This window comes from Mesorhizobium sp. M0037 (genome assembly GCF_040323635.1).
Classification (GTDB): domain Bacteria; phylum Pseudomonadota; class Alphaproteobacteria; order Rhizobiales; family Rhizobiaceae; genus Mesorhizobium.
Window position 1 is genome coordinate 1 of sequence record NZ_JAMYVB010000012.1, and the last position, 14,640, is coordinate 14,640.

General features: G+C 62.3%; 14 protein-coding genes and 3 tRNA genes. 4 read left to right on the forward strand and 13 right to left on the reverse strand.

Going from position 1 to position 14,640, the window contains the following annotated elements:
* Positions 1–469 precede the first annotated feature (469 nt).
* The 5 genes from NKJ78_RS18565 to tuf form a co-directional block, all read right to left on the reverse strand.
* Positions 470–545, reverse strand: a tRNA-Trp gene (locus tag NKJ78_RS18565).
* Positions 546–704: 159 nt separating this feature from the next.
* Positions 705–1,187 carry a group II truncated hemoglobin gene (locus NKJ78_RS18570; RefSeq protein WP_023707182.1) on the reverse strand — a complete coding sequence of 161 codons (483 nt, stop codon included), beginning with the start codon at positions 1,185–1,187 and terminating at the stop codon, positions 705–707.
* 91 nt (positions 1,188–1,278) lie between these two features.
* Complete coding sequence (locus tag NKJ78_RS18575) at positions 1,279–2,973, reverse strand: COG3904 family protein (RefSeq protein WP_348528054.1); 1,695 nt, start codon at positions 2,971–2,973, stop codon at positions 1,279–1,281.
* 327 nt (positions 2,974–3,300) lie between these two features.
* A complete protein-coding gene (locus NKJ78_RS18580) occupies positions 3,301–4,935 on the reverse strand; it encodes a COG3904 family protein (RefSeq protein WP_352562603.1) in 1,635 nt (544 codons plus the stop codon).
* Positions 4,936–5,082: 147 nt separating this feature from the next.
* Positions 5,083–6,258, reverse strand: a complete 1,176-nt coding sequence (gene tuf / locus NKJ78_RS18585; RefSeq protein WP_023723394.1) for an elongation factor Tu — start codon at positions 6,256–6,258, stop codon at positions 5,083–5,085.
* Between the two features lie 312 nt (positions 6,259–6,570).
* Here tuf and NKJ78_RS18590 point away from each other — a divergent pair, with 312 nt between their 5' ends.
* Positions 6,571–7,458 (forward strand): DMT family transporter, encoded by an 888-nt coding sequence (locus NKJ78_RS18590; protein WP_023681464.1) that lies wholly within the window; start codon positions 6,571–6,573, stop codon positions 7,456–7,458.
* A gap of 65 nt (positions 7,459–7,523) precedes the next feature.
* Here NKJ78_RS18590 and NKJ78_RS18595 read toward each other — a convergent pair whose 3' ends face one another.
* Entirely contained in the window at positions 7,524–7,781 is a 258-nt protein-coding gene (locus NKJ78_RS18595) for a GlsB/YeaQ/YmgE family stress response membrane protein (protein WP_023688411.1), read from the reverse strand.
* Positions 7,782–7,911: 130 nt separating this feature from the next.
* On the opposite strand from NKJ78_RS18595, the gene NKJ78_RS18600 reads away from it, so the two are divergent.
* Positions 7,912–8,388, forward strand: coding sequence for a YidB family protein (locus NKJ78_RS18600; RefSeq protein ID WP_352459026.1), 477 nt, complete (start codon positions 7,912–7,914; stop codon positions 8,386–8,388).
* Here the strand turns inward: NKJ78_RS18600 and NKJ78_RS18605 are convergent.
* The 4 genes from NKJ78_RS18605 to NKJ78_RS18620 form a co-directional block, all read right to left on the reverse strand.
* The gene (locus NKJ78_RS18605; protein WP_023738906.1) at positions 8,385–8,531 is read right to left on the reverse strand and encodes a hypothetical protein; all 147 of its coding nucleotides are present in this window, start codon (positions 8,529–8,531) and stop codon (positions 8,385–8,387) included. The genes NKJ78_RS18600 and NKJ78_RS18605 overlap by 4 nt on opposite strands.
* A gap of 43 nt (positions 8,532–8,574) precedes the next feature.
* Positions 8,575–8,648 (reverse strand) — tRNA-Gly (locus tag NKJ78_RS18610).
* Positions 8,649–8,676: 28 nt separating this feature from the next.
* Positions 8,677–8,761: transfer RNA gene (locus NKJ78_RS18615), tRNA-Tyr, on the reverse strand.
* Entirely contained in the window at positions 8,740–8,973 is a 234-nt protein-coding gene (locus NKJ78_RS18620; RefSeq protein WP_023738907.1) for a hypothetical protein, read from the reverse strand. Before NKJ78_RS18620 ends, NKJ78_RS18615 begins: the two co-directional genes overlap by 22 nt.
* On the opposite strand from NKJ78_RS18620, the gene rlmB reads away from it, so the two are divergent.
* Positions 8,972–9,823 carry a 23S rRNA (guanosine(2251)-2'-O)-methyltransferase RlmB gene (gene rlmB / locus NKJ78_RS18625; protein ID WP_352562604.1) on the forward strand — a complete coding sequence of 284 codons (852 nt, stop codon included), beginning with the start codon at positions 8,972–8,974 and terminating at the stop codon, positions 9,821–9,823. The two genes, NKJ78_RS18620 and rlmB, sit on opposite strands and share 2 nt — an antisense overlap.
* A gap of 66 nt (positions 9,824–9,889) precedes the next feature.
* Here rlmB and NKJ78_RS18630 read toward each other — a convergent pair whose 3' ends face one another.
* Genes NKJ78_RS18630 through gcl form a run of 3 tightly spaced genes read right to left on the reverse strand, consistent with a single transcriptional unit; the run spans position 9,890 to position 13,599 of the window.
* A complete protein-coding gene (locus tag NKJ78_RS18630) occupies positions 9,890–10,984 on the reverse strand; it encodes a 2-hydroxy-3-oxopropionate reductase (RefSeq protein WP_352459027.1) in 1,095 nt (364 codons plus the stop codon).
* 9 nt (positions 10,985–10,993) lie between these two features.
* Complete coding sequence (gene hyi / locus NKJ78_RS18635) at positions 10,994–11,791, reverse strand: hydroxypyruvate isomerase (protein WP_352459028.1); 798 nt, start codon at positions 11,789–11,791, stop codon at positions 10,994–10,996.
* A 26-nt stretch (positions 11,792–11,817) separates the two neighbouring features.
* On the reverse strand, positions 11,818–13,599 hold the full coding sequence (gene gcl / locus NKJ78_RS18640; RefSeq protein WP_352459029.1) for a glyoxylate carboligase: 1,782 nt from the start codon (positions 13,597–13,599) through the stop codon (positions 11,818–11,820).
* 204 nt (positions 13,600–13,803) lie between these two features.
* Between gcl and bhcR the strand changes: the two genes are divergently transcribed.
* Complete coding sequence (gene bhcR / locus NKJ78_RS18645; protein WP_352459155.1) at positions 13,804–14,622, forward strand: HTH-type transcriptional regulator BhcR; 819 nt, start codon at positions 13,804–13,806, stop codon at positions 14,620–14,622.
* Positions 14,623–14,640 lie beyond the last annotated feature (18 nt).

Genomic DNA, 14,640 nt, shown 5'->3' on the forward strand with positions numbered 1-14,640 from the left:
AAACCGACGGTGCTGCGATAGAGAGTATCAAAGGTTCTCATAGCCACATCCTCCTTGAAGCAACATGGGTACAAGGGCGCCGCCCAGCAGCGCCGCCTTTTGTCAAGCCAATCGGCCTCGGCGGGAAACGAATTAGGAAGGGCTGAAAACCGGTTCAAGAGCCCTGTTCAGAAAATTCCAGAAGCCAGGCCAGCATCCCGCTTCCAATAATTCGCAGCCGCTGAAAAGCAGCTGGCGGCAGCAAAATAGGCCTATTCTGAATTGTGAACGCAAATGGCAATTGGCTCGCCAATGGCAGTTGAATCAAGGAAATCGGTTCGTGGAAATACGCCGACTTCGGCATCGCGCATCAGCGCTCTCGCTCTGCGCATGCCTTCGGAACGTCGCTCGTCGAGTACGCCGCTTCAGCCCAACCAAACGAGGAGCCAAAACAAGGCGTTTCTAAAATGCCGGATTCCAACGAGGAAAATGGCACGGGCAGCAGGGCTCGAACCTACGACCTGCGGTTTTGGAGACCGCCGCTCTACCAACTGAGCTATGCCCGTACGCGCGTTTCAGCGCAGGCGCTTCCTAAAAGCTTCCGGGCGCGCTGTAAAGAGTTGTCTGACGCGCTTTCAGATCCTTTGCCGGAAATCCGGATAGGTGATGACCAGCCCGTCCCTGCCTATCTCGATTTTCGCCTGCCTGAAGCCGCATGCCGGCGCTCAGCCCCCGGCCGGCGGCTTGTACGGCCCGCCCGGCACGCCCCAGCCCCAGGCCGGCATCGGTTCGGTCTGCGGGTCGCAGGTCTCGCCGAGGGCAGAGTTCATCTTGGCCAGCCGCGATCCCCATTCGACATAGCCGATGAAGGCGGAGCGGAATTCGGGATCGTCCGGCAACCCGACCGCATCGGCGGCATCGGCAAGCAGGCTGATCCAGCGGCGGCGCTGTTCCTCCGTCAAATGCTTGCCGAGATGATGCATGACCATCTCGCGGTGACCGCCAAATTTCTCGCTGTAGGTCTTCGGCCCGCCAAAAACCTCGCCGATAAAGGCCGCGACATGCGCGGGATGATCCGGCGACATGTGTTTGAACATTGGGCCGACCACCGGGTCGCGGGACACCATGTCGTAAAAGGTTTCCGTCAGCCGATTGAGGGCTTCGATGCCGCCGGCCCATTCGTAGAGTGTCGGGATATCCTGGCTCATTCTCGATCCTCCCCCGGGCGACGCCTGCCACGACGATAGCGGAGAAATCGGGCATGGCTCAACCTGCCTCGATGGCCAGTTTCTGCGATGCCTACAGTTTGGCGGGCGACTCGGCCTTGGCTGTCGGCGGAAGCAAACAGTTGTCGGGCTTGGGTGAGGTTTTGCAAATAGCGGGGCCAGTTAGCGCCTCCACCGACTCCGGCCCGGTTGTCAGCCCGACTTTGAGCATCATGTCGGGCTCGAGCTGACGCTCGACCGAGCCTATCGCGGCGAACAGAGCTGGGTCCATCTCCATCTCCTCCAGGTAGGCTTTAACCAACTGCGTCTGTCCCCTCGAGGACATGCTGAGCCTCGCCTTGGGATCGACCAGCCTTTTGGCGCCGGCGGCAAGCATGAGCGCGCAGGCCGAATCGCACTCCACTCCAAAATCGCTAATCAGCCCGACATAGGCACCGTTATCGGCCAAGCAGCCTGCCTCGGGCGGGTCGCAGCCGACGATAGTGGTGCGAGCGACGGCGACGTCGAGCTTCCGTTCATGGATAAGCCTTCCCGCGGCCAGAGCGCTGAACAGGCTGCCCCCCTGTGAGCTGATCACCACCGGCAGCCGCCGGTTGCCAAGGGTGTCGAGCAACTGGCGCAACTTTTGCGGGGTCTGAGGCGTCATCGCGCCTTCCGCCGAGATCCATTCCGGGCTATCGGGATTGCAGAGCGAGTCTCTGCCGCGAACGACAACGAAGCGCATATCTGGCGTCGAATTCCCTGGCGCTGCCTGCAACGGCTTGGGAGCTGGAGCCTTGGCCGCCTGAGAAAGTGGGGGGCCGGTCTTTGCCTTGATCGCAGCCACCACGGCCGGCTTGGCCACGGGCGTTTGTCCGCCGGCTGGCTTGTTTCCCGGTATTTCCCGGCAGTTCGGAGCCGGCGGGTCGAACATGCACAGACTTGCTCTGGTAAACAGGTCCAGAGTGTCCGTGCTGGTCGCCAGTTTCATCGTCAGCATATCGTGGAGGCCGATCTGCCTGATGTCGCTCGCCGGCGTCGCCTTCATCAAGTCCAGCACGCCCTGCCCGATACCCATCTCTCGGAGATAGGCCGAGATCTTTCTCGCGTACCCCTTGCTCATCTCATAGGTCTTGTAGCTTTCACCTTGAGTGACCGTTTGCGTGGTGACCCGATATTTTTTGCCCCGTTTGACGCGATATGTGGTCCGGTAGTGCGTGGTGGAGGGGAACCAGGTGGTCGTGATCTGGTGAACACCCAGATAGTTCCAGCCGCCGGCCACGCGGCGGACGCCACCGGCAAACATCAGCGGACAGGCGGAGTTGCAGCTGGCGCCATCAGACGCCCGGCCGAGATAGGCGGAACCTTTGCCGTAACTAAAACCACAACCATCCGTCCCGGGCCAACAGTCGGAAAACTCGGTCTTGCCTACGGCGATATCGAGCTTGTTCTTGCGGATTATCCGGCCAAGTTCGAGCGCTGCATTGACGTTGCCGCCAAAGGAATTGACGATAATCGGCAGTTTGCGACCGCCTAGCTTCTTCAAGGTGCGCTTGAGCAGGGCTGGCGTGCCGGCTGCGATGTCGCCTTCGGCGGAGATCCACTCCGGACAATTGGGCTCGCAGCCCGGTGCGTTGCTGCGCGCGACGACAAACTTCATCTCCGAGCGATCCTCGGACCATATCGTCGGATCATTCGTCGGATAGGGCACTCCCTGCAGAGGGAGCAATGTCTGCCATGTCCGGGGGGCGGCATCCTCGGCCTTCGCGGCGAAGGCAGCCATCGCCATCGCGGCCACCGTCGCCAGCCGAACCAGCCCGCGCCGCCACCTTGCAGCATTGTCTGAACGGTGTCCCCAAACCACGCCCGGCAAACCCCTCAATGCAATCCATAATAGTTGCGGCGACGGTGCTTGCAATAGCTTTGACCAACCGTGCAATACTTGTGCCGCGCAACGCCGGAAACAAAAAGGCAGCCCCAAAGACCGCCCTCTCCTGGTCGATCCGGCTGATATCAGTTCGACTATTTCTCGATGGTGACGACGATGCCGGCAGCGACGGTGCGGGGCCCTTCACGGAACGCGAAGCAAGGCGTCTCTTTCATGCGATAGGCACGATCAGCCATTGGACGACGGCACCACGCGGCAATTCTCAGGTTTCGGCGCCGATCTGCAGATGCTGGACCCCGTCAGCGCATCCACCGACTGGCGCCCGGTCGTCAGGCCGACCTCCAGCATCATGTCGGGTTCGAGCTGACGCTCGACCGAACTGCCCTGGAGCGCCCGGAACAAAGCGGGGCTGATCGCCATCTCGTCGAGGTAGGATTTGACCGCCTGCTTCTGCCCCATCAGATAGAGGCTGAGCCGCGCCTGGGAACCGACAAGCCGCCTGGCGCCACCGGCCATCATGAGCGCGCAGGCCGAATCGCAGTCGCCGTCGCCATCGACGCTCAGCCCGGCATAGGCGCCTTCCCTGGCCAGGCAATTCCACTCTGCCGGGTCGCAGCCGACGAAATCGGTGCGGGCAACGGCAACGTCGAGCTTCTTTTCATGGATGATCCGGCCCGCCGCCAGGGCGCCGGAGAGGTCGCCGCCTCGCGAGCTGATCACCACCGGCAGCCGCCGGTTGCCAAGCGTGGCGAGCAATTGGCTGAGTTTCTGCGGCGTCTGGGGCGTAATCGCGCCTTGCGCTGCAATCCATTCCGGGCAGTCGGGATTGCAGAGCGGGTTGCTGCCACGAACCACGACAAAGCGCATGCCGTCATCGTGCGGCGCGCTCTCCGGCTTCAGCGGCAGCGGCGCAGCCTTTGCCACGTCCGGCAGGCCGCCGGCTGGCTTGTTCGCCGGTATTTCCCGGCAATTCGGAGCCGGAAGGTTCAGCCTGCACAGGCTTGCGCTGGTCAGCAAATCTGCAGCGTCGTCGCTGGTGACCAGCTTCATTGTCAGCATGTCGCTGAGGTCGATCTGCTGGATGTCGCTGGCCGGCGTGCTCTTCATCGTCTCGATGATGCTGAGGTCGACACCCATCTCCTTGAAATAGGCGGACAGCTTGCGCTCCACCCCCTTGCTCATCTCGTAGGTCTTGTAGCTGCCGGTGTTCTTGCGGCTGACGACCTTCTTGCTGATGACCCGCTTCTTGCCTTTCACGATCCGGTAGCGGACCTGATATTGCACGTTCATCTGCACGATCGTGGTGGTGATCTGGTGGACGCCGAGATAGGCCAGCGGCCCGACCAGGCGCCTGGTGCCGCCGGCCAGCATCATTGGACAAGCGGATGCGCAATAGCTGCCGAGCACATAGGGGCTGCCGATATAGTGCGCGCCTCTGGCGTCGTTCTCCTTGCAGTTTTTCACCCCTGGCTCGCAGCCGACGAACCAGGTCCTGCCGACCGCGATGTCGAGCTTGTTCTTGCGTATCATCCGGCCCATGGCGATGGCTGCATCGACATCGCCGCCGGGAGAGTTGATGACGATCGGCAATTTGCGGCCGCCGAGCGTTTTCAGGGCAGCCTTGAGCAGCGCCGGCGACTTGGCCGATATCGCACCCTCGGCCGATATCCATTCCGGACAGCTCGGCTCACAGCCCGCCGCGTCGCTGCGCACGACGACGAACCGCATCGGCGGATCCGGATCCGGCTCTGAATTTTTTGTCTCGGCCGCCAAGGCGGCAGTGCCCATGGCAAACATCGACACCAGGCAGATCAGCCCCAGTGCCCACCATGACCGACTATGCAAACGGTGCTGTGGAACCATCCGACCAAGCCCTCAATCAATCTATACTGTAGAGGCTCACAGACTTGCAACAGAGATTGGGACCCCAAAACAGGCACATCTGGCCAACGAAAAAGGGCGGCCCGAGGGCCGCCCCTATCCGTTTCGATCCGGCGATGCCGGGCTCGATTACTCTTTGATGGTGACGACGATGCCGGCACCGACGGTGCGGCCGCCTTCACGGATGGCGAAGCGCAGCTTCTCTTCCATGGCGATCGGCACGATCAGCTCGACATCGACGGTGATGTTGTCGCCGGGCATAACCATTTCCGTGCCTTCCGGCAGCGACACGATGCCGGTCACGTCGGTCGTGCGGAAGTAGAACTGCGGACGGTAGTTGGTGAAGAACGGCGTGTGACGGCCACCTTCGTCCTTGGTCAGGATGTAGGCTTCGGCCACGAACTTCTTGTGCGGCTTCACCGTACCGGGCTTGGCCAGAACCTGGCCGCGCTCGACACCTTCACGATCAACGCCGCGCAGCAGCGCGCCGATGTTGTCGCCGGCCTGGCCCTGATCGAGCAGCTTGCGGAACATCTCGACGCCCGTGCAGGTCGTCTTGGTCGTCGGACGGATGCCGATGATTTCCAGTTCCTCGCCGACCTTGACGATGCCGCGCTCGACGCGGCCGGTCACGACCGTGCCACGGCCCGAGATCGAGAACACGTCTTCGATCGGCATCAGGAACGGCTTGTCCAGCGGACGAACCGGCGTCGGGATGTAAGCATCGACCGCAGCCATCAACTCGCGGATCGCATCTTCGCCGATGGTCTTGTTGGAATCTTCCAGAGCAGCCAGCGCCGAACCCTTGACGATCGGAATATCGTCGCCGGGGAACTCGTTCTTCGACAGAAGCTCGCGAACCTCGAGCTCGACCAGTTCGAGCAGCTCGGCATCGTCGACCTGGTCGACCTTGTTCAGGAACACCACGATCGACGGCACGCCGACCTGACGGGCAAGCAGGATGTGCTCGCGGGTCTGCGGCATCGGGCCGTCGGCGGCCGACACGACCAGGATCGCGCCGTCCATCTGCGCAGCGCCCGTGATCATGTTCTTCACATAGTCGGCGTGGCCGGGGCAGTCGACATGGGCGTAGTGGCGCGCTGCCGTCTCGTATTCGACGTGCGCCGTCGAAATCGTGATGCCGCGGGCCTTCTCTTCGGGCGCCGCATCGATCTGGTCGTAGCGCTTGTACTCGCCAAAATACTTCGTGATCGCCGCCGTCAGCGACGTCTTGCCATGATCGACATGGCCAATCGTGCCAATGTTCACATGAGGCTTGTTACGCTCGAATTTACCTTTTGCCATAGTCTCTTTCCTTGGACGGCCTTGACCTTCAGTTCAGTCGAATGCGGGGCGATTAGCGACTACGGCCGAAAAACACAAGTGCCTTGTGGCCGGGTGCGCTGTCCACTCGGTCTCAACCGATGATCCGATTGCGGGATGTGGCGCTGATATAGGAACGCGCGAGCGGAAATGAAATGGGGGCTGCGGGCTCCAGCACCTGTTTGCTATTCCCGCCCATGTCCTGTCCCGCCCATGTCCTGGCCTTTGCCTGCCGGATGTGCAGCCGGCGCCTGGCCCATTGCCGCTACGGCGGCGGTCTGATTTGGTTGCCCCATGCAATTCATACCGACCTCCATACGCGGCCCGCTGTTCATGATCGTTTCGACGGGGTCGTACCTCGTCAACGACACGATGATGAAACTCGCGACCGCGGGCTTGCCGTCCTATGAAGTGCTGTTCCTGCGCGGGGTCGCGGCCACGCTATGGGGCATGCCGCTGCTGTTCCTGCTGGGCTATGGCAGGCAGATTCCATTGATCTTCGACAAACGCGTGCTGCGCCGCAACCTGCTCGAGCTGGCGGCCATCCTTTGCTACGTCGTGGCGCTGGCCAACATGCAGATCGCCGATTCGACCGCGCTCGGGCAGATCACCCCGCTTTTGATGCTGGTCGGCTCCTCCATCCTGTTCGGCGAACGGATCGGCGGCGTGCGCATGGCGCTGATCGGGCTCGGCTTCATCGGTGCGCTTATGGTGGCCCAGCCGACCATGCAGGGCATCTCGGTCTATGCGTTGCTGGCGCTCGGCAACGCGGCATTGGCGGCGGCGCGCGATCTTGCCGGCAGGCGGGTCGCGGCCGAGGTGCCGGGCATGATCGTCGCCATTTCCGCCGTTGTGGTGGTGCTGATCGGCGCGGGCGCCGCGCATCTCGTTTCCGAGCGCTGGGTCATGCCGGAAGCCCGGCACCTGCTGCTCATGGCCGGCGCCGGATTCTTCCTGATCTTCGGCCATTTCTTCATCTTCATGGCCTATCGCGTCGGTCCGACCGGCGTGGTGGCGCCGTTCTACTACTGCTTCACCGTCTGGGCGGTCATCTCAGGCGTTCTGGTGTTCGGCCAGTTCCCGAATGCCCTGGCGGTCTGCGGCATCCTGCTGGTGGTCGCGAGCGGGCTGACCATCGTCTCGCTTGATGAACGCAAGCGCAGGCTGACCGTCGTCGCCTGACCTTCAAGTCAACGCATCGAAGCAGGTTTGGCCGACCTGCGGTCGGCCAGTCGGCAGACTGGCGCCTAAAGCGTTCGCTTGCCGGAGAACTGGTGATAGGCCCACAGCACGACCACCGCGCCGATGATGGCGACGATCAGGCTCCAGATGTTGAGGCCGGTCACACCCGTGGCGCCAAAGGCGCTGAAGATCAGCCCTCCGACGATGGCGCCGACAATGCCGAGCACGATATCCATGATCAGGCCCTGGCCGGTCTTGTTGACGATCTTGCTGCCGATAAAGCCGGCGATGACGCCGAGGATGATCCAGCTGATAATGCCCATTTTTCCTCTCCATTCCCCGCCCGCCGATCATGGTCACATGATTGTCAAAAGCTCAAGCCAACTTGAAATTCCGCCCGCATGGTCCATTGTAGCCGGCGGGACGGGCTTGGTCGTTATGGAGGATTGACCTATGGGACTTTTTGACAACGCCGTGCCCGGCGGCAACATCACCAAACCGCTGATGATCGCGCTCGGCGCGCTGCTGGTGGGAAAGATGCTGAGCGGCAGAAGCGCCGAACAGACGAGTGCCGAAGAGACGGGCGAGCCCGCCCAGCCTCAAACGCCAGCCCCCACCGGAACCACGGCCTCAGGCGACGGCGGCCTGCTTGGCGGACTGGGCGGACTGCTCGACAAGCTCAAGAATGCCGGCCAAGGCAATGTTGCTGACTCATGGGTCGGCACCGGGCAGAACCAGCCGATCAACGCCAATGATCTGGGCAAGGCGATCGGCCCGCAGGTCATTCGAGAGATCGCGCAAAGGACCGGACTGGACGAGCAGGAGTTGCTCAAGCAATTGTCCACAGCCCTGCCCGGCATTGTCGACAGACTGACGCCGAACGGACAGGTGCCGCAGCAACACCAGGTTGCTTCGGCGTTTAACAACTAGGGTACACCGCCTGCTTCTGCATCGGACCGAAACGCGCCCGACGCCGCTCTGCGGTTGTCGGGCGTCGCCTTCACCACAGCCATGAACCGGTCGGCGGTCGCTGCATCGACCGGCGTGTAGACGGAAACCGGAAAATCACCCACGGCAACGTCTTGGACGTATTCGCTCAGATTTGATGGGGGAAGTTGGAGCGGGTAGCGGGAATCGAACCCGCATATTCAGCTTGGAAGGCTGCTGCTCTACCACTGAGCTATACCCGCATCGTCCTCAAGGTTCGCGGGCTGGCAGTGGTGGAGAGGGTTGGATTCGAACCAACGTAAGCTAAGCTAACGGATTTACAGTCCGTCCCCTTTAACCACTCGGGCACCTCTCCAGCCTGCCGTCGAAGCCTTGCAACGAGGCATTCTCGCCGATCAGGTCGAAACCAGGGTTTTGTCCGAAATCAGCGAAGCGCCTTATGGCGGCAAGGCCAGTGGGTGTCAACCGCACCCCAAGGCAAAATGCGCTGAATTTGACAGCCTGCCCGGCAAGCCGGCTTTCTGCCCGTATCCACAGCCCGACGACGCGGCTATAGAAGCCGGCCATGAGCAATGACAACACGCCCAAGACCGCCAAAGACACCCATTACGCCAAGCTGCGCCGCGCCCACCGCGACGAGAAGGCCGGCGGCGCGCCCGCCTTCCGGCCGCGCCAGCCGGTGCCGCCGGGCGAAAACGCCGCCGACGGGCTTGTCAGGCTCTATGGCCTGCACACGGTGCGAGCGGCGCTCGACAATCCGCGCCGGCGGATCAAAAAGATGCTGGTGACGCGCAACGCCGCCGAGCGGCTGGCGATCGCCGATCTCGCCGCTCTGCCGTTCAAGGCCGAACTCGTCGAGCCCAAGGAGATCGACAAGATCACCGGCTCGGATGCCGTCCACCAGGGCGTGCTGATCGAGGCAGAGCCGTTGAAGCCAAAACGCCTCGACGCGCTCGGCGATACCAAACTGGTGCTGGTGCTCGACCAGGTGACCGACCCGCACAATGTGGGCGCCATCCTGCGCTCATCGGTCGCCTTCGGCGCCGGCGCGCTGATCACCACCGCGCGCCACAGCCCGCAGGAATCCGGCGTGCTGGCCAAATCCGCCTCCGGCGCGCTGGAACACATCGATCAGATTGAGGTGAAGAACCTGGCAGATGCGCTGGAACAGCTGCACGAAGCCGGCTTCCAGACCATTGGCCTCGATTCCGATGGGCCAGCGGAGCTCGAAACGAGTTTTTCAGGCGAAAAGATTGCGCTGGTGCTCGGCGCCGAGGGCAAGGGCCTGCGCCAGAAGACGCGCGAGACGGTGACGACACTCGCCCGCCTTGACATGCCCGGCGCCATCCGCTCGCTCAACGTGTCGAATGCGGCGGCGGTGAGCCTTTATGCGGCACGGAAATTCCTTGGAGGGTGAATGGTGAAATAGTGAATGGAAAAGCGTTCTTACCGTCACCATTCACTATTCACTATTCACCATTCGCTATTCACCCACTTCATGCCCCGCCATCCGCTCCAGCGCACGAACCAGCGCTGAGTGATCCTCTTTTGCCCCGCCATTCGCCGAGCATGAGTTGAACAGCTGCTGCGTCGTCGACGTATTGGGCAGCGAGACACCGAGTGCCTTGGCGCCTTCCAGCGCCAGATTGAGATCCTTCTGGTGCAGTTCGATGCGGAAGCCCGGCGCGAAGGCGCGCTTTATCATGCGCTCGCCATGCACTTCGAGGATGCGCGATGCCGCCAGCCCGCCCATCAGCGCCTGCCGGACCTTGGCGGGGTCGGCGCCGGCTTTTGAGGCAAAGACCAGCGCCTCGGCGACCGCCTCGATGGTCAGGGCCACGACGATCTGGTTGGCAACCTTGGTGGTCTGGCCGACGCCGTTCGGGCCGACAAGCGTGATGTTCTTGCCCATCTTTTCGAACACGGGCTTGGCTCGCTCGAACGCCTTGTCCTCGCCGCCAACCATTATGGTCAGCGACGCCGCCTTTGCGCCGACCTCGCCGCCCGACACCGGCGCGTCGAGATAGTCGCAGCCGAGATCGTTGATCTTTTTGGCAAAGGTCTTGGTCTCGATCGGCGAGATCGAGCTCATGTCGATGACCAGCTTGCCCTTGCTCAGGCCGGAAGCGACACCGTTCTCGCCGAACAGCACCTCGGCTACCTGCGGGGTGTCGGGAACCATGGTGATGATGATATCCGCGGCCTTCGCCACTGCCGCGTGGCCGGTGATGCCTCTCAAGCCCTTGGCGACGAGATCGGCCGGCGGCTTCGAGCGGTGGTCGCTGGCGACGACGGTGTAGCCGGCATCGAGCAGATGCCCCGCCATCGGCGCGCCCATGATGCCGAGGCCGATGAAGCCGATGGTTTCCATTGTTGTCTCCTTTGTTGAGGCTGAGTTCCTTCGCGCCCCCCTCTGGCCTGCCGGCCAATCTCCCCCACTTGTGGGGAGATTGGCAGTTTCGGCGCCTCGCTCACCCTGCAATGTTGGGGAGCGAAAGCCGGGATGACGTCCGATCTCCCCACCTGTGGGGGAGATGGCCGGCAGGCCAGAGGGGGGCGCGAAGGAACGCGACTTCAATGGTAACAGCTAAGCCGCAGCACTCCCCTGCCCGTTAAGCTCCCGAAACCACCTCAGCCCAGCCTCCGTCCCCGCCTTCGGTTTGTATTCCGCTCCGACCCAGCCGGAATAACCGATCCTGTCGATATGCTCGTAGAGGAAGGGATAATTGATCTCGCCCGTCCCCGGCTCGTGACGGCCGGGATTGTCCGCAAGCTGGATATGCGCGATGCGGCCGAGGTTGGCCTCGATGGTACGGGCGAGATCCCCCTCCATGATCTGCATGTGATAGATGTCGTATTGCAGGAACAGGTTCTTCGAGCCGACGCGGTCGATCAGCGCCAGCGCCTGGTTCGAATAGTTCAGGAAGAAGCCCGGGATGTCACGCGTGTTGATCGGCTCGATCAAAAGCCGGATGCCGGCCTGCTCCAGTTTCTCGGCTGCAAACGCCAGGTTTTCGGCAAAGGTATTTTCCAGCACCGAACGATCGACACCCTGCGGCGCGATGCCGGCGAGGCAATTGACCTGCTCGCAGCCGAGCGCGTGGGCATAGCTGATCGCCTTGGCGATGCCTTGCCGGAATTCCGGCACGCGGTCGGGTAGCACCGCGATGCCGCGCTCGCCCTTGCCCCAGTCGCCGGCCGGCAGGTTGAACAGCACCTGGCTCAGGCCGTTCTTCTTCAGCCGCGCCGCAACGATCTCGGGCGCATGATCATAGGGGCCGATATATTCGACGCCCTTGAAGCCGGCGCGGGCGGCGGCATCGAAACGGTCGAGGAAATCGTGCTCGCCAAAGAGCATCGACAGATTGGCTGAAAAACGCGGCATTCTTTTTCTCCCTCTTCCCGCCTAGCTTAATCGAGCAACACGATAGCCGTCGGCGCATCCTCATGGCTTTCGGCAAGGTCCTCGAATTCGGTGATCTTGTCGATTTCCGTGCCCATGGAAATGTTGGTGACGCGCTCGAGGATGAATTCGAGCACCACCGGCACCTGGTATTCCTTCATCAGCCGCTGCGATTCCTTGAAGGCGCCGGCGAACTCTTCCGGTTTGCGCACCCTAACCGCCTTGCAGCCCATCGCTTCGGCGACCGCGACATGGTCGACGCCGTAGCCGGCCTCCGGATCGTTGGCGCGGTTGACGTTCTCGAAGGCCAGGCTCACCTCGAAATCCATCGCAAAACCGCGCTGCGCCTGGCGGATGAGGCCGAGATAGGCATTGTTCACGACGACATGGATATACGGCAGTTTGTGCTGTGCGCCGGCCGCCAGTTCCTCGATCATGAACTGGAAGTCGTAGTCGCCCGACAGCGCCACGATGGTGCGATCCGGATCGGCGGCGCGCACGCCGAGCGCTGCCGGCAGCGTCCAGCCGAGCGGGCCGGCCTGGCCGCAATTGATCCAGTTGCGCGGCTTGTAGACATGCAGGAACTGCGCCCCGGCGATCTGCGAGAGGCCGATCGTGGTGACGTAGGTGGTGTCACGGCCGAACGCCTTGTTCATCTCCTCATAGACGCGCTGCGGCTTCAGCGGCACCTGCTCGAAATGCGTCTTGCGCTTCATCGTCTTCTTGCGGGTCTGGCATTCCTTCGCCCAGCCCGACCAGTCGCGCAGCTTTCCTGCCGTCTTCCATTCGGTGGCGACGTCAAGCAGCATCTTCAGTGCCGCACCGGCGTCCGAGACGACGCCGAGATCCGGCGCGAACACCCGGCCGATCTGGGTCGGTTCGATGTCGACATGGATGAATTTCTTGCCCTTGGTGTAGACATCGACCGAACCGGTGTGGCGGTTGGCCCAGCGGTTGCCGATGCCGAAGACGAAGTCGGCTTCCAGCATGGTCGCATTGCCGTATCGGTGCGAGGTCTGCAGCCCGCACATGCCGGCCATCAGCCGGTGATCGTCGGGGATCGTGCCCCAGCCCATCAATGTCGGTATGACCGGCACGCCCGTTATCTCGGCGAATTCGATCAACAGATCCGACGCATCGGCGTTGATGATGCCGCCGCCGGCGACGATCAGCGGCTTTTCCGCGGCATTGAGCATCGCCAAGGCCTTTTCGGCTTGGGCGCGCGACATTGCCGGCTTGAACGGGACAAGCGGCTCGTAGGCATCGATATCGAATTCGATCTCGGCCAGTTGCACATCGACCGGCAGGTCGATCAGCACCGGACCAGGCCGCGACGAGCGCATCAGGTGAAACGCCTTCTGCAGCGCCATCGGCACGAGATAGGGCTCCATGACCGTGACCGCCCATTTGGCGACGGGTACGGCTATGGCGGCGATATCGACCGCCTGGAAATCCTCCTTGTTGAGCCGTGCCCGCGGCGCCTGACCGGTGATGCACAGGATCGGGATGGAGTCCGCCGCCGCCGAATAAAGCCCGGTGATCATGTCGGTACCGGCGGGGCCGGATGTGCCGATGCAAAGCCCGATATTGCCCGCCTTGGCCCTCGTATAACCTTCGGCCATGTGCGAGGCCGCCTCGACATGCCGCGCCAGGATGTGGCGGATCGAGCCCCTCGCCTTCAGCGCCGAATAGAACGGATTGATCGCCGCGCCCGGCACGCCGAAGCCGCAGGAAATGCCTTCCTTTTCGAGAACGAGAACCGCTGCATCGACAGCGCGCATCCTGGCCATGTCCAGCCTCCTCAAGATTGTTGGTTGGTTGACAATGCCAGTGTCGTTTTCATTTTTCAATTTTTTCAGAATAATTTTTCATTTCGAGAAAACCCCTTCTATACACTGATTCCACTGGCTTTTTCGTTTTCCATGAATCCGGCCATCAAAATCAATGAAAAAGTTTTTCATTGCGATTTCGGCGAAACCGGCGACAATGCCGCCATGGAAACCAGCGAAAAACGCCAGCGCGGCCGGCCGCGCGCTTTCAACGGTCCGTCCGAGGCCGGTTCTGTACAGTCGCTCGACCGGGCCTTGCGCATCCTGGCCATCGTCGCCGAAGGCAGCGGCCTGTCGCTGAGCGAGATTTCGGCGCGTAGCGAGCTTGCGGCGTCCACCGCCTATCGCATGCTGACGACGCTGCAGAACCACGGCATGGTCGAATTCGATACATCGGACCAGCTGTGGTCGATCGGCGTCGAGACCTACCGCATGGGTGCCGCCTTCCTACGCCGCCGCAAGTTGGTCGATCGCGCCCGCGTGGTCATGCAGGAATTGATGGAGAAGACCGGCGAGACAGCCAATCTCGGCGTCGCCGAGGACGATTGCGTCGTTTTCGTCAGCCAGGTCGAGACGCATCAGGCAATCCGCGCCTTCTTCCGCCCGGGCACGCGCAGCTCGTTCCATGCCTCCGGCATCGGCAAGGCGGTGCTGGCGCAGCTCGAGCCGGAACGCGTTGCCGCCATCCTGCGCAAGTCGGGCCTGCAGCGCTTCACCGACAAGACGCTATCCGACATTTCAGCCCTCGCGCATGACCTGGCTGTCATCAAGCACCGCGGCTGGTCGCTCGACGACGAGGAGCGGCATCCCGGCATGCGCTGCGTAGCCGCCGCCATTTTCAACGAGTTCGGCGAGCCGATTGGCGGCGTCTCGGTCTCCGGACCGACGGTGCGGGTAACGATGGAGCGGCTGGATGAGATTGGGCCGCTGGTGCGCGACGCCGCTGCTGAGGTGACGAGGATGATCGGCGGGTTCCGATCATAATGAGGAAAACGCTTCAGC

Coding starts and splice junctions, on each gene's coding strand:
- NKJ78_RS18570 (WP_023707182.1), bottom strand. CDS start 1,187: ATGAGCCAGGATATCCCGACACTCTACGAATGGGCCGGCGGCATCGAA.
- NKJ78_RS18575 (WP_348528054.1), bottom strand. CDS start 2,973: ATGGCGATGGCTGCCTTCGCCGCGAAGGCCGAGGATGCCGCCCCCCGG.
- NKJ78_RS18580 (WP_352562603.1), bottom strand. CDS start 4,935: ATGGTTCCACAGCACCGTTTGCATAGTCGGTCATGGTGGGCACTGGGG.
- tuf (WP_023723394.1), bottom strand. CDS start 6,258: ATGGCAAAAGGTAAATTCGAGCGTAACAAGCCTCATGTGAACATTGGC.
- NKJ78_RS18590 (WP_023681464.1), top strand. CDS start 6,571: ATGCAATTCATACCGACCTCCATACGCGGCCCGCTGTTCATGATCGTT.
- NKJ78_RS18595 (WP_023688411.1), bottom strand. CDS start 7,781: ATGGGCATTATCAGCTGGATCATCCTCGGCGTCATCGCCGGCTTTATC.
- NKJ78_RS18600 (WP_352459026.1), top strand. CDS start 7,912: ATGGGACTTTTTGACAACGCCGTGCCCGGCGGCAACATCACCAAACCG.
- rlmB (WP_352562604.1), top strand. CDS start 8,972: ATGAGCAATGACAACACGCCCAAGACCGCCAAAGACACCCATTACGCC.
- NKJ78_RS18620 (WP_023738907.1), bottom strand. CDS start 8,973: ATGGCCGGCTTCTATAGCCGCGTCGTCGGGCTGTGGATACGGGCAGAA.
- hyi (WP_352459028.1), bottom strand. CDS start 11,791: ATGCCGCGTTTTTCAGCCAATCTGTCGATGCTCTTTGGCGAGCACGAT.
- gcl (WP_352459029.1), bottom strand. CDS start 13,599: ATGGCCAGGATGCGCGCTGTCGATGCAGCGGTTCTCGTTCTCGAAAAG.
- bhcR (WP_352459155.1), top strand. CDS start 13,804: ATGGAAACCAGCGAAAAACGCCAGCGCGGCCGGCCGCGCGCTTTCAAC.